Here is a 26,913-nt window from a genome sequence, read left to right on the forward strand (position 1 = left end):
GTGATACGATTAACCAATCGTTGAATGCCTCCCGCCCCTCGCATTTCGGAGACCGATCCTCGCCTCGACACGCCTCGACGAGGAGCCGCTGGCGCGCACCTCAGATTTCCGCAGGGACGAGCACTCAGGCCATCCGAGACAAGGAACAGCACTTGTGAGAACCACCAGGCACGATCAGATCGACGCGTACGACCCACTCCGCACCGGTGCGGTGCTCGAGGTAGGCGATACCGAAACCGTCACCGCCGACGTGGTGATCGTCGGATCCGGCATGGGCGGGTCCACGCTCGCATGGGAACTGCGTGACCGTGACCTCGACGTCCTGGTCGTCGAGCGCGGGCGGTTCCTTCCTCGCGAGGCGGAGAACTCGCAGGCTTCCGAAATGTTCCTCGCCGGCCGCTATAAGACAGCCGAACCCTGGTTCGACGGGAAGACCGGAGAGTCGTTCCAACCGGGGGTCTACTACTGGGTGGGCGGCAACACCAAGTTCTACGGTGGCAGCCTGCCGCGGTTCCGCGCATCGGACTTCGAGGAAACCCAGCACTACGATGGGATCTCCCCGAAATGGCCGTTCCGATACAACGACCTCGAACCGTTCTATGCGGAGGCGGAGCGGCTGTACCAGGTGCACGGGAACGACGGCGAGGATCCGACCGAACCGCCCCGGTCGTCGCCGTACCCGCTGCCGCCCTTGCCGCACGAACCGGTGATCGAACGGTTCGCCACGTCGCTGCGCGCACAGGGTTTGCATCCGTTCCACACACCGAACGCAATGAACCTGACGACGCAGGAACAGCGGCGACAGGCGACCGCGGCGGACGGCACGCCGTCGCAGACCGACCACAAGAGCGAGGCGGAGAACCGGGCGCTGCGCCCGGCCCTCCACTCGGAGAAGGTACGCCTGCTCACCGAGGCGAAAGTGACACGGCTACTCACCGATCCGAGCGGCTCGCGAATCGTCGCCGCCGAAGCAGCATTCCGTGGACGTACTCTTCGGATCGTGGCGAACCAGTTCGTCGTCTCGGCGGGTGCCGTGAACTCGGCCGCGCTACTGCTGCGCTCGGCGAACGAACAGAACCCGAACGGGCTGGGCAACTCGTCCGGTCTGCTGGGGCGGAACTACATGGTGCACAACAGCACGTTTTTCATGGGCCTCAACCCGTTCCGGAAGAACACGACCGCTTGGCAGAAGACCCTGGGCATCAACGACTGGTACGTCGCCGGTCCGGCGAACGAGTACCCGCTCGGCAATCTACAGATGCTCGGCAAGCTTCAGGCCGCGCACGTCAAGAGCGCTCGTCCGTGGGCGCCGATGTGGGCACTGGGCATGGTCACCGACCGCAGCCTCGACATCTACCTCACTACCGAAGACCTGCCGACCCCGACCAACCGGGTCCGTGTCGACGGCGACAGGATCGTCATCGACTGGACTCCCAACAATGTTGCCCCGCATCGAGAACTGGTAGGCCGGGTGTCGACGGCGGTGCGAAAGTCCGGGTATCCGATCATCCTCACCGAACGCATGGGGATCGCGACGAACTCGCACACGTGCGGGACCGCGGTCGCCGGGACCGACCCGGCGACGAGCGTCCTCGATCCCACCTGCCGCAGCCACGACATCGGCAATCTGTGGGTCGTCGACGGGTCGTTCTTCCCCTCGTCCGCTGCACTCAATCCGGCGCTGACCATCGCCGCCAACGCCCTCCGGGTGGCCCCGGAGATCGCTGCAGCGGCCCAGTAGAGGATCGGCGCCGGCATTCAGCACGACCGTCGCCGTTCCTCCCTCGATTACCGTCCGATCCACTCGTGGAGTAGCTCATGGAAGCATTGGGAATTGTCGCTGTTCTCGTTGGCGTCCCCATCGTCATCGTTCTGGTCGTGTATTTGTTCCTCGCTGCACTGGCAGTCGTCGAACAACGCCGACTCGACCTCGAAACAGAATGGCTCTGATTCCCGACCGGAGCATCATTCACGCTGCAGCACAATGGATCTTTGCCAGAAAGCCCTTCTGCGTCCATCGGGATTCTTCGCCGGCCGAGCGCAGGCGGGGTTGACTCGAATCAACTAGGTGATACGATTCACCACCTAAAGTGAATCGTATCACTAAGGAGCTCACACAATGACCAATGTCCTGTACCTGTACGGCGGCTGGCCCGGCCACTACCCCTACGACATCGCGGCCTGGTCCCGCGACCTGTTCGACGAACTCGACTTCGACGTCGAGGAGTCGCAGGACATCTTCACTCTGGACCGCGACCTGTCGGGGTACGACCTCATCGTGCTCGGATGGAACAACGCGCTGACCACCGAGGACCTCAGCGACTCCCAGGAGAAGAACCTCCTCGACGCCGTCGCGGCCGGGACGGGCGTGGCCGCCTGGCACGGTGCGTCGGCCGCGTTCCGCGCAAGCCTGAAGTATCACTTCCTTCTCGGCGGCGACTTCATCGAACACCCTGGGGGCGAGGCGTACCCGCAGCCGTACCGGGTGACGATCACCGACCGGGACCACGAAGTCACCGCGGATGTCGAGGACTTCGACGTCGCGTCCGAGCAGTACTACATGCACGCCGACCCCAACAACCATGTTCTCGCCGAAACGGTGTTCACGGGCGAGCACCTGCCGTGGCTCGAGGGACTGCGCAGCCCTGTGTCCTGGGTGCGCGACTGGGGCACAGGACGGGTCTTCTATCACTCGATCGGCCACACCCCCGCCGACCTCGCAAACCCGAACATCCGCCGTCTGACCAAGCAGGGGTTGCGCTATGCCGCCCGCGCGACGAAGCCGTCCGAAAACGAGTAACGCGTCCGGCTCTCGCGGCAGCGTCGACGCTCCATACGGACGCAAGCCGGGGCAAGTTCGTATTCTGGTTTACACACTTTGTATATGGTGAGATATGGATTTCACGGTCGCCGACGCACTCGAACTCGACCTCCTGAAGAAGGCCGGTGCTCGAGTACTGACGGGTGGCGACAACCTCGACCGTGAGGTCCGCTGGGTGCACTCGTCGGAGATCTCAGACATCGCGCGCTTCCTTCGCGGCGGCGAACTCCTACTCACCGCCGGACTCGGGATGGGGAACACCGCTGCCCTCCAGCAGGTCTTCGTTCGCGCCGTCGCGCGAGCGGGGGCCGCTGCCCTCGTGATCGAAGAGTCGGGGCGGATGTTCGACCGCGTCCCGGACGCCGTCATCCAGGAAGGCGCCACGTGCGGGCTTCCGATTGTGGGACTGTCCCAGGAGGTACCGTTCGCAGGTGTCTCGGCGCAGGTCCACGAGATCCTCACCAACATTCGGCTGGGCGCTCTTACGCGTGAGCGAGAAGTGGAGTCGACCTTCTCCGAGCTCCTGCTGATGGGGGCGGACTCCCTCGCGATCGTTCAAACACTGTCCCGTCTCACGGGTGGCGCGGTCGTGCTGGAAAACATCGTGAACCGGGTGACGGCCTACGTCGGGGACTTGAACGGGGTGGAGATCGAAGAGTGGGAGCGCCACGCGCGCGGGCTCCACAGCGATGATGCCGAATGCGTACGCCGGCCGGTGCTGATGCGCGGCCAGCCTTGGGGATGGATCCACGTACTGCTCGGTCCGTCCGCCGATCGCGACGGCGTGGTGTTCGCGGTGGAACGGGGAGCGGCCGCGGTCGCGATCTCTTTATTGACCGATCGCAGCCGTGAGGCACGTGACGACCAACGTAGTACGTCGCTCATCACGCGACTGCTGCTGGGCGACCTGACGGGCGCCGAGTTCGTCGAGCAGGCGAGCCGCCTCGGCTATCAACTCGGCTCCGGCCGCATCATCGTCGCCATTGCGAACAAGGATCACCGAGATGATGCGTCGACCGGCACCCGGATCCGCCGCCACGACGACGTCGCGGTGATCAGCGCGGACCTGGGCGAGTACACCGTGGCCGTGACGTCCGCCAAGACCGACCGCGAGAACCTGCTCGGCTACCTGGGTGACGCAGCGCAGGGGGGCGGAGTGAGCCGTGCGGTGACAGCACAGATGCTTCCCGTAGCAGTCACGCAGGCCAAGAGTGCCGCCGCGGTCGCCCGATCGTTGACGAATACTCCCATTCTCGACTTCGACGACCTTGGAGTGGAACGGCTGTTGGTCGCACTTGCCCAGGGGCCGGAATTGGCGAGTTACGTCGAGGACGAGATCGGCCCGCTGCTCACGAAGGACGCTCGCTCCTCCGCTCCCCTCCTACCTACGCTGCGCGCATTCCTCGAGGTGGACGGTCGCAAGACCGAGGCGGCAGAGAGCCTGTTCATCCAGCGCCGCACCCTCTACAACCGACTCACGCGAATCTCGGAGATCCTCGGCAAATCACTCGATGACGCAGCAACCCGCCAGAGCTTGTTGCTGGCGGTCAAGGGTCTCGACTTGTTGGAGGGGTCCTCCGTCGTGTCGCGCCGGACCCCACCCCGCTAGAACGGCATCCGACGTCGGCGATGAGTCGAGGGTGCCTCCGGCCCGGACCGAATGTCCCTGCCGGAGGCACGCTGTTGTCTATCAGTCCCTGACCAGTTCCTGATCGCGATCGGGTTCGCCGCTCCTGCTGTGATGATGACCGCGAAGACGATTGGCGATCTCGATGGCATCGCCCTCAGGGGCCGACGATCGCTCGTACGGTTTTGCGATCGTCATGTACACGAGTCCGATGACTGCGACGATCACGAAGCCGATCAGTGCGATCCAGCGATCGTAGAACGGGAGGCTGGTGTCGCCGTTCGGTCGAGCGAGAAGAATCATGGAGACCACACCGTAGATGAGCGCGCCGACGCTCACAGGCCATCCCCACTTGCCGAGAGTCCAACTTCCGCCGGGCTTCCATCCCTTGGTTCTCGCACGCAGCGCGGCGAACACCACCATCTGGAAGGCGAAGTAGCCGGCGAGCATCTGGAACGCAGCCACGCGGAACAACGCATCGGGGATGAAGTACAGCAGGAAGAACAGGACGATCGGGAGTCCGGCGACGGCGATGGTGGCGTTGACGGGCACCTTGCGCGCGGAGATCTTCTTGAATACGCGGCTTCCCGGGAACATGTCGTCGCGAGCGAAGGAGAAGATCAACCGGCTGCCGGCCGCCTGCTGGCCCATAACGCACGCGAGGAAGGACGTCAGTGCCACGACGAGGAAGACCTTGGTGCCGAACGTTCCGAGGGTGTCGTTCAAGATTGCGGTGATCGGGTTGGCTACCTCGCCGTCGACGATTCCCTGCAGATTCGGTGCCGCCAGGATGTAGCCGACGAAGGAGAAGAAGGCCGCGGCACCACCGAGAATCACCGTCAGCATCATCGAACGGGGAATCATGCGGCTTGGGTTGGGGGTTTCCTCAGCGACCTCACCACAGGCTTCGAAGCCGTAGTAGAGGACCAAACCGATGATCGCCGCGGTGACGAATGCGTTGAAGTATTCACCGTCGCCCGCGCCCATGGTGTCGAAGAGGACCGAGAAGTCGTTCTCGCGATGGAAGATCAGCAGGAACAGCCCGACCAGGATGATCCCCGCGAGTTCCGCCGCCAGACCCACCTTCGCAATCGTCGCCAACGTCTTGCTTCCGGTCGAGTTCAGTACGAGGGCGATGAGCACCATGATCGTCGCGATGACCAGCTTCTGCCCCGGAGTAGACGAGATGTCCGAATCTCCGTGGAACAGTGCGAGGACGAAGTCCGCACTGAACATCGCCGTCGTGGTGCATCCGACCACGACGCCGGAAATGTAGATCCACGAGAGGATCCAGGCGTATTTCCCGTTCCACAGGCGCCTGGCCCACTGGTACAGCCCGCCCGCGATGGGGAACTGGGAGACGATCTCGCCGAACACCATGGCGACGAGCAGCTGGCCACCGGCGGCCACGAGAAGCCACAGGATCGACGGCGGACCCGCAGTGGTGAGGGCCTGAGTGAACATTGACAACACTGCCACCAACGGTGACAGGTAGAGGAATCCGAGGGCGAAGTTCGACCACATGCCGATCTTGCGGTCGAAATTCTCTTCGTAACCCAGCACGCGCAGATGCGCGTCATCACCGGACAGCGGCTGTCCTGAACTACTGGTTGACATCTTGCTCCTCATGAATGGATGCGGCGTGCGTTGAGGGCCAACGGGATCCGACGCCGAGATTGATCCGTGTGCTGGCTTCCACTTGTTCAATCTCGCACTGCCGCTGGCGCCTTCGGCATACCCAATCTGTGCAATTCGCAGGCGCCGTTCTTCACCCATTGTTCGGTCTGTTACACAGAGAGATCACTCTTACTAAAGACGGTCGTATTAACCGAATTGTCCCGCGCAACTCTCGCTTTGATGGTATGTTCTCAGCCTCGTCGAGAATGCCGACCGTGCGGTCCAGCCGCACTGACGAACCCGAGAAAGGCTGTAAGCATTGATCGATAACAAGGTTCAGTCCGAAACTCAGTGGGGGTTGATCCACACCGATGTGATGGCAGAAGTCGACGAGCTCTCGTTCGAGCGTTTCGGATACGACGATGCGTGGTCGGTCGGAGGGCGTCTCGTGGATATCTCTCGCGAACGAAACCATCCGGTCGCCATCGCCGTCGTTTTCGGCGAACAACGAGTGTTCCACGCGGCATTGCCCGGGTCGTCCGCCAACAACGACGACTGGCTCGACCGCAAGTTCCGGGTGGTGCGCCGACACAACACGGCGTCGTACGCGATCGGCTGCGCTCAGCGTGCAGCTGGCGGCGACTATTTTGCCGACAATGGATACGAGCGCAGCAAATTCGCTGTCGCGGGCGGCGCGGTGCCGCTGAGGGTCCGGGGGTCGTTGATCGGCGCGGTGGGCGTCTCCGGGTTAGCTGAAGAAGAGGACCACGCGCTCGTGGTGGAAGTACTCAGGGAGCACCGCGGACGCTGAGTTCGGGAACGGGGCCGGGAGGCATATTCCCGGCCCCCATCGTTCCGCGACGTTTGCTATCGCCAGCGGTCGGCCGGTGGCGCCATGCGTGAGCCAGGAAGTCCCTCGTAGAACCCTCCGGTCGAGCAGGTGGTCAGTTCCATCTGCATGCCCCAGGGTGTCCGGAAATAGAACCATCGCTGACCCGCGACGGGGGCCCGGTCGTCGACACCGTTCGGCCCCTCCATCACCTCGACGCCCGGAATCGACTGCACATATTCGTAGCTCAGGTCGATGTCGTCGACGTAGAAGGCAAGATGGTGTCCACCGATGTCACTGTTCCGGGGCGGCGCCGGAGCCTGTTCCGGGGCATCGTATTCGAAGAGCTCGATATTCATGTGCCGACCGACCCGAACCATCGCGATCCGACAGACCGCCTTCGGATCCACGTGCAGACGCCTGTACATCCCGTCCGACGCAGAGTCTGCGAACGGCCCGTCCTCGTAGACCAGTTCACCGCCGAAGTGGTCGACGAAGAACGCCACCGCGTCGGCGAGAACGGGGACGGTGAACGCCACGTGGTCGACGGACCGTAATGTGGGTACTCGCGCAGGCTGTGATCTGACCATTATTACTCCAATTGATGTGTAGTTGAACGGGAGTAGCGGGTATCTGATTTAGAGCGGCGCTCAGCTATCTGTTCACGTTCGACCCTAGAACCCCAGTGCGGGAAAACGAGTGCACAGACCGTGCAACCCTCCGGCCGCATCATGCACGCGATGTCTGAGTCGAGCGGGAGTACGTGTCGGGCACCGTCAGTTGTTCGCCCGGCCGGGAGGCCGAGTATGTCGCGAGAGCGCTGACCACACAGATCGTCGACACCGCGCACCACTTGACGATGCTGAGACTTTCGCCCAGGATGACCCACCCGCACAGAGCCGCGACTGCCGGATACAGCGCCATCGAGGTTCCGTAAGCGGGACGGCTGAGCCGCCGAATCGCAAACAGCTCCAACAGGGGTGGAAACACCGATGCCAGAAGGGCAGTGCCTGCACCCGCCCAGAGCACGTGCAAGTCGAGGAAGTTGGTTCCGGTGGCCGCCAGGCCGACGGGAACGACGAAGACGGCGCCCACGGTCATGGCTACTGCTGGTCCCGCGTTTCCGGGAATCGATCTGCCTACCGATCCGTTGAGGGTGATTGCGGTTGCCCAGCACGTCGCCGCGACGAATGCGAGAAGTATGCCAACGAGGTCGACCTGCCCGTCGGCGCCCGCCAGCAGTACCACGGCAGCTGCGACAATGAAAGCACCAACCGCATCTCGCATGCGTCGGGATGCGATGAGCGAGATCGTGAGCGGGCCGAGAAACTCGATGGTTACTGCGAGTCCCAAACCGATGCGTTCGATCGCGGCAAAGAGGGTCAGGCTAATAGTGGCCATCACGACACCCAGTGCGATGACCTGAATCAGCTGTCTCCGTGAGAAGTCTCGAAGTTGCGGACGTCCCACGAGTAGCAATACAGGCGCAGCGACCATCATACGGATCGCCACTACACCCACGAATCCGACCGTCGGCATGATCAGTGCCCCGACTGCAGCGCCGAGCTGGAAAGACACTCCACTGAGCACCATCGCTCCGAGCGCTGCCGAACGGGCGGATCGGCTGGATAATTCGGACATAGGTACCTTCGGTTGGGCGCGGTTCGCCGGCCGGTGCCGCCGGCTAGCGGCCGATATTCCCGGCCGCTGCGCAGCAGATCGCGGTGGCGCACAGCGGAATCAGCATGGCTGTGTTGATCGGTACGTGCTCGGCCAGCCATCCGATCAGCGCCGGCCCGGCGAGCAGTGCTCCGTACCCGAGGCCGACGACGCGGGAGAAGTCGGTTCCCGATGTTCCGTCGAGGTTGCCGGCGGTGGACAGGACCTGGGGAACACTTCCCGACAGTCCAAGTCCGAAGATCGCCCAGCCGACCATTGTCAGAGGTACGACGGACGAGAGTAGGACGATTCCCATCCCGGCGCATGCGACCGCGCATCCGACGCGCACCACCCACTGTCCGCCCCGGCGCTGGGCGACACGGTCGGCGCTGAACCGGCCCACCGTCATCATCGTCACGAATGCGCCGAAGGCCAGTGCTCCGACCGCCTCGGTAGCGCCCAGGTGCTCCTGCGCATGGATGCTGCTCCAGTCCATTGCGGCGCCCTCGGAGAGGAACAGCAGGAAGGCGAGTGCGCCGAGGACGACGAGGCGGCGTTGCACGGTGCGGGTGCGGACAGGAGTGGAACCCGTCTCGTCCACCGGCCGGGTGGGGCGGCTGAACCGCACGAGGTGCGCCGCTGCCGCCAGTGTGAGCAGCAGGCACGTCCCGGACATCACGACCGCTGTGGTCGTCATGGTCCATTCGAGGGCAAGTGTCGCCGCCCCGATCAGGGATCCGATGACACTGCCTACCGAGAAGACCGCGTGAAACGCCGACATGATCGACCGCTCGTAGTCCTGCTCGACCACCACAGCCTGCGCATTCATGGACACGTCCGTTCCGCCCATGGCGAGCCCGAAGAGCGTCAGACCGACGAGTAGTTCGGTCTTGTCGGTCGCCAGCATGGGTCCGACCAACAGGATCGACATCGCCGCCCCGGCAACGACCCCCGTGGTGCCGCCACCGAATCGGGTGATCAGCGGTCCCGTGATCTGCATGCCGACGAGGGCGCCTGCCCCGAGCACGAGCAGCATCGTTCCCAGCATCGCCGTGGAGATGCCCGTCTGCTGCTGAATAGAGGGTATGTGGACCGCCCACGTGGACACGGCCAGCCCGAAGACGACGAAAAGCGCGAACACCGAGACTCGCGACCTGCGAACGGCTGGAGAAATCGTCTGTGTGACTGGAGCCATGATTCCGTTTCGATTCCGGTTTCAACTGGGGATCGGAGCGCGGGTTGCTGCCGGTCCGTCCGCACCCCGGGCCGGACCGGCAGTGGCGGCTCGCCGCCGACCGCTGTCAGGCGAGCACGCCGACACGGCGCGCGGCGCGCTCACCCTCGTGGACCGCCTCGAGCATCGTTCGGCTCGCCACCGCGTCACCGATGCGTTCGACCGGTATCCCGCTGTTCTTCAGTGCGAAGTACAGGTCGTTGACGGGTCGGTGCCAACCGGCGAGGACAACCGTGTCGATGTCGTGGAGTGTCTCCACTCGCCCCTTTTCGTTGATGTGCAGGGTCGATCCCTCGACGGCGGTGAGGCTGGTGAACGGGTGTGTCTTGATGCCCGCGTTGTGGATTCGCGGAACCGCGAGATTGGCGCTGAACGGTCCCAGCTTCGATCCGGCGAACGGCAGCACCGTCAGCAACTCCACCTCCCGTCCTTCCTCCGCGAACTGCAGGGCAAGGCCGATTCCCTTCCAGCCGCCTTCGCCGTCGTCGACCACCGCTACATGGTTGCCCACGGCCTTGGAGTCTTCGAGCACGTCCCACACCGACAGCACGTGGTTCTGGTCGAGTCCCGGGGTGGACTTGATGCCGAGAGAGAGGTTGCCGACGATGTCATCTCCGGGAGCGGACCCGGTCGCGACGATGATGTGGTCCGGTGCCAGAGCCAGCACTTCTTCGGCCGTTACTGCCCATCCGAGGCGAACGTCTACGCCGTACTTGCGGATCATGACGTCGAGGTGGTCGATCACCAATCCGATCTCGTCACGTCCCTTGATCTTGTCCGCGATCCGCAACTGACCGCCGGTAATCGGGCGGCGTTCGATGAGGATGACCTCGTGGCCCTGGCGTGCGGACGCCTCGGCTGCCTTCATGCCTGCGGGGCCGGCTCCGATGACGACGACGCGGCGCCGGATCGTCGCCTGAACCAATGTGTCGGAACCCAGTTCCCGCTCGAACCCCGCCGCGGGGTTGTGGACGCACGAACTGTGTGTGGGTTTGAACAGGCGGTCGATGCACCCCTGGTTGCAGCCGATGCACCGACGGATCTCGTCGATGCGGCCTTCCTTCATTTTATTCACCGTCTCCGGGTCGGCGATCTGCTGACGCGTCATGGCGACCATGTCTGCGTGACCCTGATTGATGATGTCGACAGCATCCTCGGGGACGTTGACGCGGCCGACGGCAATCACCGGAACGTCGACCACTTCCTTGACCGCGGCGGCGAGGCTCTCCCAGATGCGCTTGGGGTGCTGCATGTCGGGGACATTCTGGTGGGCTTCCAGGTAGGTTGCACCCTTGACGATGATGTAGTCGATGGCACCGGTCGCGGTGCAGGCGAGGGCGATCTTCTTCGCATCGTCGATCTCGAGTCCGCCGGGGCTGAAGTCGCTGCCCTGCAGGTTCATGCCGATGAGGTAGTCGGGTCCGACCTCTTCGCGTACTGCTTCGATGACACGGAGCAGGAACCTCATCCGATTCTCGAGTGATCCGCCGTACTCGTCGGTGCGCTGGTTGGAGAAGGGCGACAGGAACGAGGCCAGCAGATATCCGCCGTAGCCCGAGTGGATTTCGACTCCGTCGATTCCTGCCTGCTTGGCATGACGAGCGCTGAGCGCGTGACCCGCGACGATCTCGTCGATGTCCTCGACTTCCATCTCTTTCGGCATTTCGAGGTTGAACGGACACGGGGTGTTGGAGGGTCCCCACAGCGGACGTCCCGTCCAGGTCGAGCTGCTCTGCCGTCCGGTGTGGCCGAGCTGCATGACGATGCGCGCCCCATACTCGTGCACGGCATCTGCGATCTTGCGCAGGCCGGGGACGACTTCCGGGTAGTACGCGCGCACCTCGTTCGGGACGTTCTGCGACGACGGGTGAACCTGCGGGAAGGCCATGCCGATCAGTCCCGCGCCACCTTTGGCGCGCTCGCGGTAGTAGGCGACGTGCTGCTCGGAGGGCAGGTGATTCTTCGCCATACCGGTGCCGTGGCCCGTCATGACCACGCGGTTGCGGATCTCCACTTTCCCCAGGGTGATCGGTTCGAAGAGCGGCGCCAGCGCAGGATCCACTGTTGCTGCGGTACTGGCGATCGTGGACGTCATTCCATGTCTCCTTGTGAGGATGTGGCTGTGTAGTTGAATATCTCTAATGATCGGGGGAGATCGCTGCCGCGGAACTTGCCGTGGCCGATGAGCACTGTCCCCCCGGGGTGAGCTGACCGGACCGGCCGAGTCGAAGTGAGAGTGCCGCCACGGTGATCGCCGGGTTGACCGCTGCCGACGATGGAAATGTGGAACTGTCGGCGATCCAGAGATTGTCCAGGTCATGCGCTTTCAGGTTTTCGTCGACGACACTGGTGGCGGCGTCGTGGCCCATCCGTGCCGTTCCGCACTGGTGTGAGGTGGCTTCGACTCCGAGACTCTGAGTGAGGACGACAGGAAAGCCGGCACGGCGAACGACCTTCTTCATCCGCTTGATGAGTTCACGATGTGCGGAAAGGTTCGTCTCCCGTCGCTCGATCTCGACCTGTCCCCGGCTGTTGACGGTCACGCGGTTCTCGGGCAGCGGTAGGTCCTCGGTCTGGATGAAGAGGTCGAGGGTGTACTTGGTGACCTCCTCGAGGATCGGCATGGGCACCCAGGGCTTGCCCCGCTTGGCCATCGGGCCGCGCAGCTTGCCGAGTCCTTGCACGTTTCCGAGCGGGTACCGGGTCGTGGGCCCGGCTTCGTACCAGTCGTTGATACCGATCGTCTTCTGATACACCGCCTCGTTCTTTCGACGGGGATCGATGGCCAGGAAGAAGGTCGTCACTGGGCCATGTAGTTGCGGCCGACCTGATCGGATGTGTTGGCCAACCCGTTCGGGTGGGTGCTCGATGCCGAGCGAAGCAACAGCGACGCGGTATTGGCGGCGCCACAGGCGATTACGAATCGCCCGGCCTTGACCGTGATGTTCCTGCCGTTGTGGGTGATCCGCGCGTGCGTGACGGTACGCCCGCCGGCGTCCGTGTCGAGACGGTTGACCTCCGCGTTGGTCAGCAACTGTACGTTTCCGCTTTGCAGGGCCGGGCGGACGGCTGCGACGTCCGCATCACCCTTGGCGTCAACCATGCAGGCGAACGAGTCGCACGTGTCGCACAGGACACAGGGTCCGCCCGGCCTCCAGTCGATAGATTGCGGGGCCGCGAACGGATGCAGACCCTGTTGCCTCGCGCTGTCGACCAGCCTCGCCATGGCACCCTCGTGCGGCACGCCAGGGAACGGGTAATCCGTTGAGCGCCAAGGGTCTGTCGGGTCCTCCCCCTTGTTGCTGTGCACCCAGAACATCCGCTCGGCTTCGCCGTAGTGCGGTTCGAGTTCGTCGTAGGTGAACGGCCACGCCGGCGAGGTACCGTCGGGGTGCTCGATCTCCCTGAAATCGCACTCGCGAAACCGTGGAAGCGTCGCGCCGTACAGCTTCGTGCTGCCGCCCACGTAGTGGTAGTTGCCCGGTACGAAATCGTTGCCCGTCGTCCTGTCGTGCCATGCGGCCGAGTTCTTGTAGCGCCCTTCGGCATGAACTGCTTCTGCCGACCAGTTTTCACGCTCGACAGGCAGGAAGTCGCCCTGCTCGATGATCAGAACCTTCGCTCCCGAATCCTTGAGCGCGTAGGCGAGCGTTCCACCGCCCATTCCCGATCCGATGATCGCGACGTCGCACTCGAGGATGTCCGGTGGATCGGTGATGACCTGTGACTGCAGTGCTGTAATCGCATTCGACATACATGTCTCCCTGAAACCATCAGCCGTCGCCCAGAATTGTGGGTTGAGAATTGAATCTAGTGCGGCATCAATGCTGTTCAGAGGGGCATAGTGAGCAGAAGTAGGCTCCCAAATTGCGCACTGCGTGCAACGGATTCCAGACCACGCAGGTCGCTGTCGCGCTTAGTTAGCCGAGGCTACCCTTTTCGACCCGGTGAATGTAGTGCGCCCGACATCACTCGACCGTCGATCGATCCTGCCTGTGCAGCAGATCGTGCCCGCGGACGGCGAAGATCAGTGCCTGGCGGGCGTCCGTATCATCCAGCGAGCGCCCGAGCAGCTCCGTAATGCGATCGAGACGGTAGTACAGGGTGCGACGCTGCACGAACAGAAGCTGCGCAGCCTGGGACTTGTTGCCTTCGCACGCAAGATACGTTCGCAGCGTGGGCAGCAACGGATTCGCCCCCTTGGCGTCGTGCTTGAGCAGGGGCCCGAGCTCGTCCTCGATGTATCGGGCCAGTTCGGATCCTTGCGCGAGTGAGGCGAGCAGTCGTAGCACCCCTAGATCGTCGAATCGGTGTACCGCCTTGTCGGGCCGCGCCGACGCCACCGACACCGCGCTTCGCGCTTGTTCGATCGCGGTCGGCAGCTGCGCAGGTTCGACCTGCCGGCTGATGCCCGCACTGACTCCCAGCTCCGTTAGTCTGTCGACGATCTGCTTCTCCACGTCGGGCCTCGTCAGGCCCATGACAGCCAACGTGTATTCGCCGAGATCGGCCACCACCGCCGGGACGTGAAGTACTCGGCAGAAGTCGTCCATCGCGTCTTCACTCGTCGCTCCCAGCGGCGTCTCTTTGAGGACGAGGACTGCGATAAGGGCGCGATCACGGAGGTCACGGCCGATGCGGAGGGCACGTTGAACGAACATGCCGCCGGAGATGTCTCCGAGAAGCAGCCGACTCACCAAGGCGTTCTGCCGCTGAGCGGCTTTGGCGCCGCTCTCGCGGATACCGAGAAGGGCAATAGCGATCCCGTCTGCTGTGCGATCCAAGGCGTACGTACCGGTGCCCGCCAAAGTCGCTCCCTCGTGAAGGACGTGGAGCCACCCCCACCGTTCACCGCGGAGCACAACGGCGCGACGCGTACAGTTCCCCGCCTCGTTCGAGCTGCCGGTGCCTGGCTGGTCGTGTTCGATCCGCGAGTGACGCTCCCAGTCCGATAGCATCCGATCCGCAACATCTGTTATGCCCGAGTACGCGATCACCTGCCGCGTCGAATCCTCCAGCACGACCGGGCACTGCACTTCGCGCGCAAGGGTATCCGTGAAATGGACGTAGTCGCCGCCCTCCAGGAGCAGCTGCATGAATGCCGCGTTCAGTCGCTCATAGGCCATGAGGTCCACCACTCTTTGGTCGACGATGGACTCGTGGACCTGAGCGGAGACCTCCACAAAGGGAACTTCACCATCGAGTCCCACAAGCGGGAAGTTCATCGTCTGTGCGGTTTCGATCAGCGCCCGGGGCATGCGGTCGAATGCCCGGCCACTGAGCTCGATCACCAGAACCGCTGCTCCCGCTTTCGCAACCTCCTCGATATATTGACGCTGCCGGTCCGGCGAAGCGCCGATACCCAGACCCGCCGTGAGGAGCATCTCGCCACCGCTCAAGAACCGGGCTATGTCCGGGACCTCTGTGGGATGGACCCAGCGGATCACCCGATTCAGGGCGGCCTCCCCCGCGTACACCTTCAGGTTCGTACGGCGAAACACCTCGAGGCCGAGGGCTGCGTGAACGGTCATTGTCATCGGCGTCGCCACCTTCGCTGTACAGACTGTGAACAAGTCACCGCAACTGTTGCACACGATGCATCTTCTAAATGCAATCTACGCCGGTGCACACTTACCCGTGAAGGTGGTCGCATCACCGAACTGATGTCGACAGGACGCGCATCCGCGCTACGGTGCGTCGCCCCGGACCGGCGTCCGCACCGGCCACCGTCTGCGGCGCCCGGCACGGAATTCAGCCGAATAGATGCAAGGGAAGGGACCCTGTGCCGCCGACAACGGTACGGAACTACCCACTAGAGAGGATTTTCAATGCCCAGGCTCAACGGCGGACAAGTCATCGGCCGGATTCTGAAGCAGTACGGGGTGCCCTACGTCGCGGGCATCCCCGGCCATGGAATTTGGGGGCTCATGGATGCCTTCAACGAAGAGGAATCGAAGATTCCCTTCATCCAGACGTACCACGAGCAGAGCGCCGTGCATCTCGCCGACGGCTTCTACCGCGCCTCGGGTCAGCCGATGGCGGCTGTGACGTCCATCGGCGCCGGCGCATCCAATACCGTTCTCGGTCTCGCCACCGCATACAGCGACTCGACCAGCGTTCTCGTCATTACCGGCGGTCCGCCGCGCCACATGCGCGGCCGCGGCGTGCTGCAGGAACTCGACCGCCAGAAGGACAACGGCTTCCCGCAGGTCGCCGAGGCCGTCTCCAAGCGCAGCTGGGTGGCGAACAGCATCGAGGATCTGCCGTTCATCATGCACCGCGCGTTCAGTGCGATGCTGACCGGTCGCCGTGGTCCGGCGCACATCGAGGTGCCGTGGGACCTGCACGCCGAGACCGCCGACGTGTCTTTCCATGACCTCGCGCGCCGGCTTCCCGTCGGTCTGCAGTACCCCGATCCCGAGGCCGTCCGCCGAGCGGCCGCGTTGCTCGCCGGTGCCGAGCGGCCCGTCATCGTCGTGGGCGGCGGCGCCATCAGTGCCAACGCGACCGACGAGGTTCTCGCGCTCGCCGAGGCCCAGAACATCCCGGTAGCAACGACCTGGAACGGCAAGAGCGCCTTCCCCGAGGATCACCCGCTCTTCGTCGGCAGCGTCGGACAGACGGGCACGATCCACGGCAACTACCTCGCTGCCAACGCCGATGTCGTCATTTCCATCGGTTGCCGATTCACCGACTGGTCCGCCTCGAGCTACAGCCGTGGAAAGTCCTTCTCCTTCCCGCCGGCGAAGCTCATCCACATCGACATCGACCCCCACGAGATCGGCAAGATCTACCCGGCGGAGGTCGGCATCGTCGCCGACGCGAAGCCCACGGTCGCCGCGATCGTCGACAGCCTCCCCTCGTCCACCCCGGCTCGTTCCGAGTACGTCGCCGAGATCGCGGAGCGCAAGGCCGACTGGGAAGAGCAACTCTCCGCCCGCCGAGAGTCGGACCGCTTCCCGTTCACGCTCCAGCGTCCGCTCGGTGCACTGCGCAATGTCATGGACCGCGACGGCATCGTGCTCGTCGGTTCGGGCAACACTCAGGGAGCGGTCAAGCAGACCTTCCCGGTGTACGAGCCCCGCACCCACCTCACCACCGGTGGATTCTCCGCGATGGGCTGGCCTGTGCCGGCCGCGCTCGGCGCGAAGCTCGCTGCACCCGAACGCCAGGTCGCCTGTATCACCGGTGACGGCGACTTCCTCATGACGGCGCAGGAGATCGGTGTCGCGATCCAGCACGACATCCCTGTCGTGTTTGTGGTGCAGGACAATTCGGGCTACATCTCGATCCGTGGTGGGCAGCGGAACGCCACGGACCGCATGATCGGCACCGAGTTCAACCGTCCCGACGGAACGCCGTACAGCCCGAGCTTCAAGGATCTCGGCAAGTCCTTCGGACTCGAGTCCTTCCGTGTCGACTCCCCCGCCGACCTGGAGCCCACATTCAAGCGGGCATTCGATGCCAAGGCCCCCGTGCTCGTCGAGGTTCCGACCGACCGCGACCTCGCAAGCCCGTTCGTGCCGGGATGGCTCGACTTCCCACCTCTGCCGCACATCACCGATGAGCGTGCGGACGAGTATCGCGAGGCACGCGCGAACGAGCAGCACCAGTAGTTGCTCGCACCGCCGCCGTGGGTTTCGCCCGCGGCGGCGGTCTTCGTTTCCGGGGTTCCGCGACGCGCGCGGGACCCACCCACACCCAAGCGCGACTCGAAAGCAGAGGACCCAGTGTCACGGTTAGTAGGAAAAATTGCGCTCGTCACCGGTGCCGCACGGGGGCAGGGCCGGTCCCATGTCCGCCGTCTTGCCGAGAAGGGCGCTGACATCATTGCGCTCGACCTGTGCGGCCAGATAGACACCGTCCCCTACCCCATGTCGACCCCTGACGATCTCGACGAGACGGTGGCCCTCGTCGAGGGACTCGGTCGACGCATCGTCGCCCGGTCTGTCGATGTCCGGGACCTTCCAAGACTCGAAAAGGCAGTACAGGAAGGTGTTTCGGAGCTCGGCGGGCTCGACGTCGTCGTCGCGAATGCGGGCACTCTCAACGGTGTCGCACCGATGTGGGAACTGACCGAGCGCCAGTTCCAGGATCAGATCGATGTGAATCTGACCGGTGTCTGGAAGACGATCAAGGCAACGGTACCGGCGCTGCTCGAACGCGGCAACGGCGGTTCGATGATCCTGATCAGCTCCATCTCCGGCCTGACCGCCGAACTGAACGTCGGGCACTACTCGGCATCGAAGCATGGCGTGAACGGGCTGATGCGCACGCTGTCGGGGGAACTGGCCCCGTATCGGATCCGCGTCAACTCGATCAACCCGACCAACGTGAACACCCTGATGATCAACAACCCCGAGTACAACCAAATGTTCGCAGGTGGCAAAGCTGGTGCTACCCAGGCCGACGCGCTCCCGGCGCTGCAGGCCATGCACGCGCTGCCGGTTCCCTTCCTCGACCCCGTCGATGTGAGCAACGCCGTCATCTACCTGGCCTCGGACGACGGTCGGTACATCACAGGCACTGCACAGGTCATCGACGCCGGGGCCATGACACCTTTCAAGGCCCCACACCTGACGGCGTAGGGCATCAGGAACGAGAATCCTCGGTTCCGCACATACGAAAACGACCTCCGCACAGCGTTCACCAATCGGTGGCGCTGTGCGGAGGCCGTTCGTTCAGATCAGGACTCGGGTGTCGGCGCGTCGTCGCGCACCAGGCCGGCTTCGCGCAGATCCGTCCACAGCTGTTGCGGGATCAGAGTGTCGAAGAGTTCGGCATTTCGCTTCTGCTGTTCGACGTTGCGGGCGCCGATACAGATGCTCAGGACCGAAGGGTGCGCGTACGCGAATTGAAGTGCGGCCGCGGCCAGAGGAACGTGGTGGTCGCTGCAAATACGTTCGAGGTGGCCCGCCGTCTCCTTCACCGACTCCGGTGCGAGCGCGTAGTTGAACCGTGCAGCCGGAATCGGCCCGGTGGCAAGGATTCCACTGTTGTACACGCCTCCCAGGACGATGCCGATACCCCGCTCTTCACACAGTGGCAGCACTTCGTCCAGCGGTTCCTGCTCGAGGAGGGTGTAACGTCCCGCGAGTAGGTACAGATCGGCGTCGGTGCTGCGCACCGCATCCGTCATGACATCGGTGTCGTTGATCCCGAACCCGATCGCCTTGACCACCCCCTGATCGCGCAGTGACTCGAGCGCGGGGTACGCGCCTTCAATCGCCTGCTTGAACAATTCCGGTTGAGCGGCGCCGTGTGTGTAGCGATCCACGTCGTGGATGAACAGGATGTCGAAACGGTCGCACAGCATGCGCTGCATGCTCCGTTCGACTGAGCGCATTACGCCGTCGTAGCTGTAGTCGAAATCCGCAACGAAGGGCGGAATGTCTTTGTACTGACCGTCGCTCGTCGGCGCGTCGAGTCGCGGCGTGACCACCCGTCCGACCTTGCTGGACAGCACATACTCAGACCTGTCGTACTCGCGGAGGGCGTGTGCCAGCCTGTATTCGCTGAGGCCGTTTCCGTATCCAGGGGCGGTGTCGAAGTACCGAATGCCCATATTCCAGGAGTTGACCACGGTTTCGCGTGCAGCGGTATCGGTGAACGGATGGTTGAAGTTTCCGATCGGGGCGCCGCCGAAACCTGCGGCAGTGAAATCGATTCCGGACCGGGCGTGCGTACGCGCAGCATCCACTTTCATATCCATCCCTACGTCGTGGTGTCGATGTCAGCGCGGTCCCACGCGCGGTGTGATGCGTTCGTGGGTTGAATAACCGAGTTTGCACTCGTCCGGGCCGCGCCATCAGTTCAAAGAATAGGGGACCTCACACCTCCACTGAATGCACAGAGTATGCAGCACCGGGGCGAATGGTTGCGCGCATTGCTCCCACGAGCAGACACCATGGCAGCCGGGTCGTTGCCTCGGCTGACGGCATCAGATGCTCGCGCGGTCGGTACTAAACACAATGTGCACTTCCATCCATAAAGTGTTCCCGCTTTGCGCCTGTTGCGTTCGGTGTCACACCAGGATGCTTGGACCAAGCAGTTCCATCCCCGTGACGCCAAGGAAGCATCCATGTCATTCGTTCTCAAGGCCGCCGTCGGCGAACCGGCACAGCGGTCCAGCAACTCCGCCGTCATCGACACTGTCGCGGCCGTCATCGCCGACGTCCGCGCGAACGGCGAGTCCGCCGTGCGCAAGTACTCCGAGGAGTTCGACGGCTGGTCCCCCGAATCGTTCCGTCTCAGCGAGGATCAGGTGCGCTCGATCGTCAGCTCGGTTCCGGAGACGGTCCTCGACGACCTGCGATTCGCTCAACGTCAGATCCAGGGCTTCGCTCAGGCGCAGCGTGATTCGATCCAGGACATCGAGGTCGAGACCCTGCCTGGCGTCTTCCTCGGCCACCGGAACGTCCCGATCGACGCGGCAGCCGCGTACGTGCCCGGTGGACGCTACCCGCTGACCGCGTCGGCGCACATGACCGTGCTGACCGCGAAGGTCGCCGGCGTCGAACGCGTCGCCGCGACGACGCCGCCGAACGCCGGCGAGGCACCACCGATCAGCGTCGCCGCCATGCACCTCGCCGGTGCCGACGAGATCTTTGTCCTCGGCGGCGTGCAGGCGATCGCCGCTCTGGCGCTGGGCACCGAAACCATCGCCCCGGTCTCGATCCTGACTGGCCCGGGCAACGCGTACGTGGCCGAGGCCAAGCGACAGTTGTTCGGAGAGGTTGGGATCGACCTGTTCGCCGGACCGACCGAAACCCTCGTCGTCGCCGACGACCACGCCGACCCGTTCACCATCGCCGTCGACCTGCTCAGCCAGGCCGAGCACGGCCCCGACTCCCCGTGCGTGCTGATCACCACGTCCGAGGCAGTGGGGCGCGCGACCCTCGACCACATCGAGGCGCTGCTCCCGGGCCTCGAGACCAACGCCATTGCCGGCCCTGCCTGGCGCGACCACGGCCAAGTGCACGTCGTCGATGATCTTGCCTCGGCCTACGCGCTGGCCGACAAGTTCGCGTCCGAGCACGTCCAGATCCTCACCGAGGAGCCCCGCGAGGCGCTCACCGCCATGCGGAACTACGGCGCCCTGTTCCTCGGCGAAGGAACGTGTGTCCCCTACGGCGACAAGCTGATCGGCACCAACCACGTCCTCCCCACCCTGGGGGCCGCCAACTACACCGGAGGTCTGTGGGTGGGCAAGTTCCTCAAGACGCTCACCTACCAGGAGGTCCGCAACCTCGAGACAAGTGCCCAATTGGGTGAGGTCTGCGGCCGGGTCTCGCGGCTGGAGAAGTTCGAGGGCCACGCCCGATCGGGCGACCTCCGCGCCGCCAAGTTCGGCAACGCCCCGCTGCCGTGGGGCAACATCCCGACCCGGGTGACCTCGGACCGATGAGCCGCACCGAGCACGACCTGCTCGGGGATCGGGAAGTTCCCTCCGATGCGTACTACGGAATCCACACCCTGCGCGCAACGGAGAACTTTCCGATCACCGGCATTCCCCTGTCCATTCACCCCGACATGGTGGCCGCGCTCGCTGCGGTGAAACAGGCCGCAGCACAGTCGAACGCAAATCTCGGACTTCTACCTGCGCGCACGGCCGGCGCAATTGTCCAGGCATGCGAGGAGATCCGAACCGGTGCGCTGCACGACCAGTTCGTCGTCGACGTCATCCAGGGCGGTGCCGGCACCTCCAGCAACATGAACACCAACGAGGTGGTCGCCAACCGGGCGCTCGAACTGCTCGGCCACGCCCGAGGTAGCTACGAGCATCTACATCCGCTCGAACATGTAAACCTCGGTCAGAGCACCAACGACGTGTACCCCACCGCGGTCAAGGTCGGACTCCAGGTGGCCCTGACCCGGTTGCAGTCGGCGTTGACCGGGCTCGCCGAGGGGTTCGCGCTGAAGTCGGCGGAGTTCGCCGATGTGCTGAAGATCGGCCGCACCCAGTTGCAGGACGCCGTGCCGATGACGCTCGGTCAGGAACTCGGTGCGTTCGCGCTGATGCTCGACGAGGACTCCCAGCGGCTCGGGGAGGCCGCAACCCTCATCTCCGAAATCAATCTGGGCGGGACCGCCATCGGCACCGGCCTCAACGCTCACCCGGAATACGCGGGCCGGGTGCGAGACCACCTCGCCGCTATCACCGGCATCGACGTGGTCACCGCGTCGAACCTCGTCGAGGCCACGCAGGACGTGGGGGCGTTCGTGCAGCTGTCCGGGGTACTCAAGCGCACCGCGGTGAAGCTGTCCAAGATCTGCAACGACCTTCGGCTGCTGTCGTCGGGGCCACGCGCCGGCTTCGGTGAGATCACGCTGCCGCCCGTGCAGGCCGGCTCGTCGATCATGCCGGGCAAGGTTAATCCGGTGATCCCGGAGGTAGTGAACCAGATTGCCTTCCGGGTTGTCGGTAACGACCTGACCGTGACGATGGCGGCCGAGGGCGGGCAACTTCAGCTCAATGCGTTCGAGCCGATCATCGCGCACTGCCTGTTCGAGACGATCGAACTGCTCACTCGCGGCTGCACGGTGCTGCGTGAGCGGTGCGTCGCCGGGATCGAGGCGAACGTCGAGCATCTCGCACGCACTGTGGAGGCGTCGATCGGTGTCGTCACCGCACTCAACCCGCATATCGGTTACACCGCGGCCACGGCGATCGCCGAAGAGGCACTCGCGACCGGTCGCACCGTCGCCGCGCTCGTGCTCGAGCGCGGCCTGCTGACCCAGGAGCAACTCGACCGCGTGATGCACCCCGGAAATCTCACTCGTTCCGTCTCGCTGACCCCGGTTCCGGCGCCTTCGACCCGCTGATCCACAGGTAGAGGCCCGCGAAGGTCACCGACATGATCGCCCGCATCAGGGGGAACGGACAACGACGTCCGTGGTCCCGCGGGTGATCTAGCGACTCGTCCGGTCCTGAACCGACATTCGTGCCGACGGCGAGTTGCGCTCGGCCGTCCGGCCCCTCCTCACCGGGGGTCGGGCGGCACTCGAGCAATGCTGAACCAGGCCAGACGCGCAAGGAAGGGACCTGCGTTGGTGACCACGATGCACGACGTCGCACGAGCGGCAGGTGTCTCGCAGGCTGCGGTCTCGTATGCGTACAACCAACCGCACAAGCTGTCGGCGGCACGTCGCGCCCACATCTTCCAGGTGGCCGCAAGCTTCGGGTACGCGGGCCCCAATCCCGCCGGACGGAATCTGCGGACCGGTCAGGTGGGTGCGTTGGGACTGATGATCACCGACTCGCTCCGGTACGCCTTCGACGACCCGACGACTTCTCAACTGCTCAAGGGTATCTCCGAGGTCGGTGAACTGGCCGAGGTCATTCTGTCGCTGTTGCCGTGCCCCCTCGAATCATCCCGGGTGACGGAAGGTTCCGGAGTACTGGTCCGCGGTGCGGTCGACGGATTTCTCGCCTACGCCATGCCGGAAGGACACCCGGAATGCGGACGGTGCTCAGTAGGAAGCTCCCCCTCGTGATCATCGACGGCCCGAACCCCGGTGGCCTGCCACGAGTCGGAATTCACGACCGGGAGGCGGCCGAGAAGGCTACGGAGTACCTACTCGCGCTCGATCATCGACGAATCGGTTTCCTCGTCGATCGGCTCGTTCCAGACGGCATAGGCGGACCTGTCGATGCTGCGCGTATCGACATGACACGTGATCATGTGATGCGAGAACGACTCGCCGGATATAGATCTACCTGCCAGAAATTCGCCGTGCCCTGGTCTTCCACCGTGGTCGTCGAAGCCGGTGGGTTCGACGACGAGCTGTCGCGGACGGCTGCGGAAACGCTGCTGGACGCCGCGCCGGTGACGGCGATCGTCGCCGCATCGGACCTGCTGGCACTGGCAGCCCTGGACGTCGCCGCATCGGACCTGCTGGCACTGGCAGCCCTGGACGTCGCACACGAACGCGGGCTGCGCGTTCCGGAAGACCTGTCGGTGGTCGGATTCGACGACATCCCATCCGCGAAGGCCGCGGGGCTGACGACCATTCGGCAGCCGCTCGTCGACAAAGGGCGCGAAGCGGCGCAGTTGCTGCTCGACATCATCGGTGGCGGCGCGGGCCGGAAGATCCTGCTACCCACTGAGCTCGTGGTCCGTGCCACCGTCGGGTCTGCGCCGACATAGGGTACCGTGATGGACTTTTCATAATTCATCCTCCGATTCGCCGATCCCGTTCAAGTGACCACCCACCTTGTCTGCCTCCAGAACATGAGGAGTAACAATGCTGACCGCAGAATCCGTCTCGCGGCCCGCACGCACACCATCGGCGCCGGGTGACTGGCGACACACAGCCGCATGCCGCGGGCTCGAATCGACCGTCTTCTTCTCCCCCGACAAAGAACGGGGTCAGGACCGCGAGAAGCGAGAGAAGAGGGCACAGCAGATTTGCCACGACTGCCCGGTGCTGAGGTCGTGCCGTGCTCACGCTCTGACAACAAGAGAACCCTACGGCATCTGGGGAGGCATGACCGAGAATGAGCGACGCCGGCACGCCCGCCGAATCCGCCGTGAGCACTGCTCGACCTCGAACGACGCTCTACCGCTTGCCCGGTCAGGTGTGCGCGGATGAGGGTAACGCGTTACGGGCCCGGCAAGCTCGGTGAGTCACCCTGCTGCGCCGCGTAGTTCGGGATTGCCGTCGACGATGGAGTAGAGCGCCTCGGTGATCGCCTTAACCCGTGCGAGTCGGGTCAGTTCCCGCGGCACGACGAGCCAGTAGGTGCGGTGGGCGATGAAGTCGTCGGTGAGGATCGGCACGAGATCGTCGTCGAGCGCCCCGATGTAACTCGGCAGTGGCGCGATCCCGACGCCGTGCTTGACGGCCTGGTAGTGACCGGCGATGTTGTTGGTCTGGATCTGCGCCTGGAAATCCGGAATCAGCGCGTCGAGGATGCGCAGCGGTTCGACGTCGAGGAACGCGTCCACGTACCAGATCAGCGTGTGATGGCGCAGATCCTCGAGTGCCGTGATGGGGTCGTGCTCGCTCAGGTAGCGCCGTGACGCGTACAGGCGGAGGTCGTACTCCGCCAGTTTGCGGACCACCACGGACCGCGGCGACGGGCGTTCGAGGGTGACGGCGATGTCGAAGTCGCGCCCGGTCAGCAGGTCGTGGGTGGTCGAGGTGACCAGTTCCGTGAACAGATCCGGGTGCTCGGACCGCACCGCCGCAAGACCCGGCACCAGCACGAACGACCCGAAACCGTCGGGCGTGATGATCCGGACGGTGCCGGTGAGCCCGCCCCGCGACGACGTCTCGTCGAGTGCGGCGAGTACCGCGGTCTCCACCGCTTCCGCGTGGGGAACCAGCCGCCTGCCCGCTTCGGTGAGCTGCCATCCCGACACCCCGCGGTCGAAAAGCCTGGTACCCGTGTCTTTCTCGAGTCGGGTGATTCTCCGCGAGACGGTCGTGTGATCGACACCGAGTCGCTTCGCCGCGTCGGCGAGGCGACCGGTTCTCGACAACTCCAGGAGGTAACGCATGTTGTCTGCGGTAAACATCGCCCTCACCCTCGTGCAAATGTGCAGTCCGAAGTGCCATTTTACTCGTTGACGCAGGCATTGTTGCCCAGCAGACTCGTGGTCACCCCACCTTTCCAGGAGTACATCCCATGGCCGTCATCTCCCATTGGTTCGACAACAAGACCTTCCCCGGCACCAGCGGGAACACCGCCCCCGTCACCAACCCCGCCACCGGCGCCGTCACCGGACAGGTCGCCCTCGCCAGCATCGAGGACGCCCGCGCCGTCATCGACGCCGCCGCCGCCGCGTTCCCCGCGTGGCGCGACACCTCCCTCGCCAAGCGCACCCAGATCATCTTCAAGTTCCGGGAACTGCTCAACGAGCGCAAGGGCGAACTCGCCGAAATCATCACCGCCGAACACGGCAAGGTCGTCTCCGACGCCCTCGGTGAAGCGAGCCGCGGCCAGGAGGTCGTCGAATTCGCCTGCGGCATCGCGCACCTGCTCAAGGGCGGCATGACCGAAAACGCGTCGACGAACGTGGACGTGCATTCGATCCGTCAGCCCGTCGGCCCCGTCGCCATCATCTCCCCGTTCAACTTCCCCGCCATGGTCCCGATGTGGTTCTTCCCCATCGCCATCGCCGCCGGCAACACGGTGGTGTTGAAGCCGTCCGAGAAGGACCCCACCGCCGCGATCTGGATGGCCGAACTGTGGGCCGAGGCGGGACTGCCCGCCGGCGTCTTCAACGTGCTGCATGGCGACAAGACCTCCGTCGACGAACTCCTGACGAACCCCGCGATCAAGGCCATCAGCTTCGTCGGGTCCACCCCCATCGCGCAGTACGTCTACGCCACCGGCACCGCCCACGGCAAACGCGTCCAAGCCCTCGGCGGCGCGAAGAACCACGCCATCGTCCTCCCCGACGCCGACCTCGACCTCGCCGCCGACGCCATGGTCAACGCCGGCTTCGGATCCGCCGGTGAACGCTGCATGGCCATCTCCGCCCTCGTCGCAGTCGGCGACATCGCCGACGAACTCGTCGCGAAGATCACCGAACGCACCAACACGTTGAAGATCGGTGACGGCACCAAGGACTCCGACATGGGACCGCTGGTGACCAAGGTGCACCGCGACAAGGTCGCCTCCTACATCGACGCCGGCGAGAAGGACGGTGCCACCATCGTCGTGGACGGGCGCACCGTGCAGCCCGACGGCGGCGCCGACGGATTCTGGCTCGGACCGACCCTGATCGACCACGTCACCACCGACATGTCCGTCTACACCGACGAGATCTTCGGACCCGTCCTGTCCGTCATCCGGGTCGACTCCTACGACGAGGCCCTCGAACTGGTCAACTCCAGCCCGTTCGGCAACGGCACCGCCATCTTCACCAACGACGGCGGCGCCGCCCGCCGGTTCCAGAACGAGGTCGAGGTCGGCATGGTCGGCATCAACGTGCCGATTCCCGTTCCGATGGCCTACTACTCCTTCGGCGGCTGGAAGAACTCCCTGTTCGGCGACACCCACGCCCACGGTGCCGAAGGCGTCCACTTCTTCACCCGCGGCAAGGTCGTCACCACCCGCTGGCTCGACCCCAGCCACGGCGGCCTCAACCTCGGATTCCCCCAGAACGCATAAG

23 protein-coding genes are annotated in these 26,913 nt (G+C 64.3%); 13 read left to right on the forward strand and 10 right to left on the reverse strand.

The genetic code is table 11. The features are described 5' to 3' along the window. Nucleotides 1–154 precede the first annotated feature (154 nt). The 4 genes from MLGJGCBP_RS22325 (at nucleotide 155) to MLGJGCBP_RS22335 (ending at nucleotide 4,430) form a co-directional block, all read left to right on the forward strand. Entirely contained in the window at nucleotides 155–1,741 is a 1,587-nt protein-coding gene (locus MLGJGCBP_RS22325; RefSeq protein ID WP_160098054.1) for an FAD-dependent oxidoreductase, read from the forward strand. Between the two features lie 77 nt (nucleotides 1,742–1,818). Continuing rightward, a complete protein-coding gene (locus MLGJGCBP_RS53255; protein ID WP_268960768.1) occupies nucleotides 1,819–1,950 on the forward strand; it encodes a hypothetical protein in 132 nt (43 codons plus the stop codon). Nucleotides 1,951–2,119: 169 nt separating this feature from the next. Then, entirely contained in the window at nucleotides 2,120–2,800 is a 681-nt protein-coding gene (locus tag MLGJGCBP_RS22330) for a ThuA domain-containing protein (protein WP_160098056.1), read from the forward strand. Between the two features lie 94 nt (nucleotides 2,801–2,894). Then, entirely contained in the window at nucleotides 2,895–4,430 is a 1,536-nt protein-coding gene (locus MLGJGCBP_RS22335; protein WP_160098058.1) for a PucR family transcriptional regulator, read from the forward strand. Between the two features lie 81 nt (nucleotides 4,431–4,511). Here the strand turns inward: MLGJGCBP_RS22335 and MLGJGCBP_RS22340 are convergent, their stop codons facing one another. Beyond that, the gene (locus tag MLGJGCBP_RS22340) at nucleotides 4,512–6,065 is read right to left on the reverse strand and encodes an APC family permease (RefSeq protein ID WP_160098060.1); all 1,554 of its coding nucleotides are present in this window, start codon (nucleotides 6,063–6,065) and stop codon (nucleotides 4,512–4,514) included. A gap of 319 nt (nucleotides 6,066–6,384) precedes the next feature. On the opposite strand from MLGJGCBP_RS22340, the gene MLGJGCBP_RS22345 reads away from it, so the two are divergent. Beyond that, complete coding sequence (locus tag MLGJGCBP_RS22345) at nucleotides 6,385–6,876, forward strand: heme-degrading domain-containing protein (RefSeq protein WP_236581259.1); 492 nt, start codon at nucleotides 6,385–6,387, stop codon at nucleotides 6,874–6,876. A 56-nt stretch (nucleotides 6,877–6,932) separates the two neighbouring features. Here MLGJGCBP_RS22345 and MLGJGCBP_RS22350 read toward each other — a convergent pair whose 3' ends face one another. The 7 genes from MLGJGCBP_RS22350 to MLGJGCBP_RS22380 form a co-directional block, all read right to left on the reverse strand. Then, entirely contained in the window at nucleotides 6,933–7,484 is a 552-nt protein-coding gene (locus MLGJGCBP_RS22350; protein WP_160098062.1) for a VOC family protein, read from the reverse strand. A gap of 139 nt (nucleotides 7,485–7,623) precedes the next feature. Then, nucleotides 7,624–8,295: an EamA family transporter gene (locus tag MLGJGCBP_RS22355; protein ID WP_160098064.1), complete on the reverse strand. Its 672-nt coding sequence runs from the start codon at nucleotides 8,293–8,295 to the stop codon at nucleotides 7,624–7,626. A 283-nt stretch (nucleotides 8,296–8,578) separates the two neighbouring features. After that, on the reverse strand, nucleotides 8,579–9,694 hold the full coding sequence (locus MLGJGCBP_RS22360) for an MFS transporter (RefSeq protein WP_236581260.1): 1,116 nt from the start codon (nucleotides 9,692–9,694) through the stop codon (nucleotides 8,579–8,581). Nucleotides 9,695–9,854: 160 nt separating this feature from the next. After that, a complete protein-coding gene (locus MLGJGCBP_RS22365; RefSeq protein WP_160098068.1) occupies nucleotides 9,855–11,882 on the reverse strand; it encodes an oxidoreductase in 2,028 nt (675 codons plus the stop codon). Nucleotides 11,883–11,925: 43 nt separating this feature from the next. After that, nucleotides 11,926–12,591, reverse strand: a complete 666-nt coding sequence (locus tag MLGJGCBP_RS22370; RefSeq protein WP_160098070.1) for a GMC family oxidoreductase — start codon at nucleotides 12,589–12,591, stop codon at nucleotides 11,926–11,928. After that, nucleotides 12,588–13,541, reverse strand: a complete 954-nt coding sequence (locus MLGJGCBP_RS22375; RefSeq protein WP_268960769.1) for an FAD-dependent oxidoreductase — start codon at nucleotides 13,539–13,541, stop codon at nucleotides 12,588–12,590. Before MLGJGCBP_RS22375 ends, MLGJGCBP_RS22370 begins: the two co-directional genes overlap by 4 nt. Nucleotides 13,542–13,755: 214 nt before the next feature. Then, nucleotides 13,756–15,324 carry a PucR family transcriptional regulator gene (locus MLGJGCBP_RS22380; RefSeq protein ID WP_160098074.1) on the reverse strand — a complete coding sequence of 523 codons (1,569 nt, stop codon included), beginning with the start codon at nucleotides 15,322–15,324 and terminating at the stop codon, nucleotides 13,756–13,758. 291 nt (nucleotides 15,325–15,615) lie between these two features. Between MLGJGCBP_RS22380 and MLGJGCBP_RS22385 the strand changes: the two genes are divergently transcribed. Both MLGJGCBP_RS22385 and MLGJGCBP_RS22390 read left to right on the forward strand, forming a co-directional pair. Further along, entirely contained in the window at nucleotides 15,616–17,403 is a 1,788-nt protein-coding gene (locus MLGJGCBP_RS22385) for a thiamine pyrophosphate-binding protein (protein ID WP_160098076.1), read from the forward strand. Between the two features lie 114 nt (nucleotides 17,404–17,517). Beyond that, on the forward strand, nucleotides 17,518–18,375 hold the full coding sequence (locus MLGJGCBP_RS22390; protein ID WP_160098090.1) for a mycofactocin-coupled SDR family oxidoreductase: 858 nt from the start codon (nucleotides 17,518–17,520) through the stop codon (nucleotides 18,373–18,375). Between the two features lie 98 nt (nucleotides 18,376–18,473). On the opposite strand, the gene MLGJGCBP_RS22395 is transcribed toward MLGJGCBP_RS22390, so the two are convergent. Continuing rightward, on the reverse strand, nucleotides 18,474–19,493 hold the full coding sequence (locus MLGJGCBP_RS22395) for an aldo/keto reductase (protein ID WP_160098092.1): 1,020 nt from the start codon (nucleotides 19,491–19,493) through the stop codon (nucleotides 18,474–18,476). A 375-nt stretch (nucleotides 19,494–19,868) separates the two neighbouring features. On the opposite strand from MLGJGCBP_RS22395, the gene hisD reads away from it, so the two are divergent. The 5 genes from hisD to MLGJGCBP_RS22415 all read left to right on the forward strand — a co-directional run bounded on the left by hisD (nucleotide 19,869) and on the right by MLGJGCBP_RS22415 (nucleotide 24,382). Further along, on the forward strand, nucleotides 19,869–21,194 hold the full coding sequence (gene hisD / locus MLGJGCBP_RS22400; protein WP_160098078.1) for a histidinol dehydrogenase: 1,326 nt from the start codon (nucleotides 19,869–19,871) through the stop codon (nucleotides 21,192–21,194). Further along, nucleotides 21,191–22,612, forward strand: coding sequence for an aspartate ammonia-lyase (locus tag MLGJGCBP_RS22405; protein WP_160098080.1), 1,422 nt, complete (start codon nucleotides 21,191–21,193; stop codon nucleotides 22,610–22,612). The genes hisD and MLGJGCBP_RS22405 overlap by 4 nt, the downstream gene beginning before the upstream one ends. 237 nt (nucleotides 22,613–22,849) lie before the next feature. Then, nucleotides 22,850–23,284 carry a LacI family DNA-binding transcriptional regulator gene (locus tag MLGJGCBP_RS51950; RefSeq protein WP_236581271.1) on the forward strand — a complete coding sequence of 145 codons (435 nt, stop codon included), beginning with the start codon at nucleotides 22,850–22,852 and terminating at the stop codon, nucleotides 23,282–23,284. Continuing rightward, nucleotides 23,248–23,937, forward strand: a complete 690-nt coding sequence (locus MLGJGCBP_RS51955; RefSeq protein ID WP_236581264.1) for a substrate-binding domain-containing protein — start codon at nucleotides 23,248–23,250, stop codon at nucleotides 23,935–23,937. Before MLGJGCBP_RS51950 ends, MLGJGCBP_RS51955 begins: the two co-directional genes overlap by 37 nt. Nucleotides 23,938–24,034: 97 nt before the next feature. Continuing rightward, nucleotides 24,035–24,382 carry a WhiB family transcriptional regulator gene (locus tag MLGJGCBP_RS22415; RefSeq protein WP_160098082.1) on the forward strand — a complete coding sequence of 116 codons (348 nt, stop codon included), beginning with the start codon at nucleotides 24,035–24,037 and terminating at the stop codon, nucleotides 24,380–24,382. Between the two features lie 35 nt (nucleotides 24,383–24,417). Here the strand turns inward: MLGJGCBP_RS22415 and MLGJGCBP_RS22420 are convergent, their stop codons facing one another. Beyond that, nucleotides 24,418–25,311 carry a LysR family transcriptional regulator gene (locus MLGJGCBP_RS22420; protein WP_087562005.1) on the reverse strand — a complete coding sequence of 298 codons (894 nt, stop codon included), beginning with the start codon at nucleotides 25,309–25,311 and terminating at the stop codon, nucleotides 24,418–24,420. 110 nt (nucleotides 25,312–25,421) lie between these two features. Between MLGJGCBP_RS22420 and MLGJGCBP_RS22425 the strand changes: the two genes are divergently transcribed. Continuing rightward, nucleotides 25,422–26,912: a CoA-acylating methylmalonate-semialdehyde dehydrogenase gene (locus MLGJGCBP_RS22425; RefSeq protein WP_160098084.1), complete on the forward strand. Its 1,491-nt coding sequence runs from the start codon at nucleotides 25,422–25,424 to the stop codon at nucleotides 26,910–26,912. Nucleotide 26,913: the final 1 nt, after the last annotated feature.

Origin of the sequence: Rhodococcus sp. T7, assembly GCF_009872365.1 — a bacterium.
In the GTDB taxonomy this organism is placed as follows: domain Bacteria; phylum Actinomycetota; class Actinomycetes; order Mycobacteriales; family Mycobacteriaceae; genus Rhodococcus_F.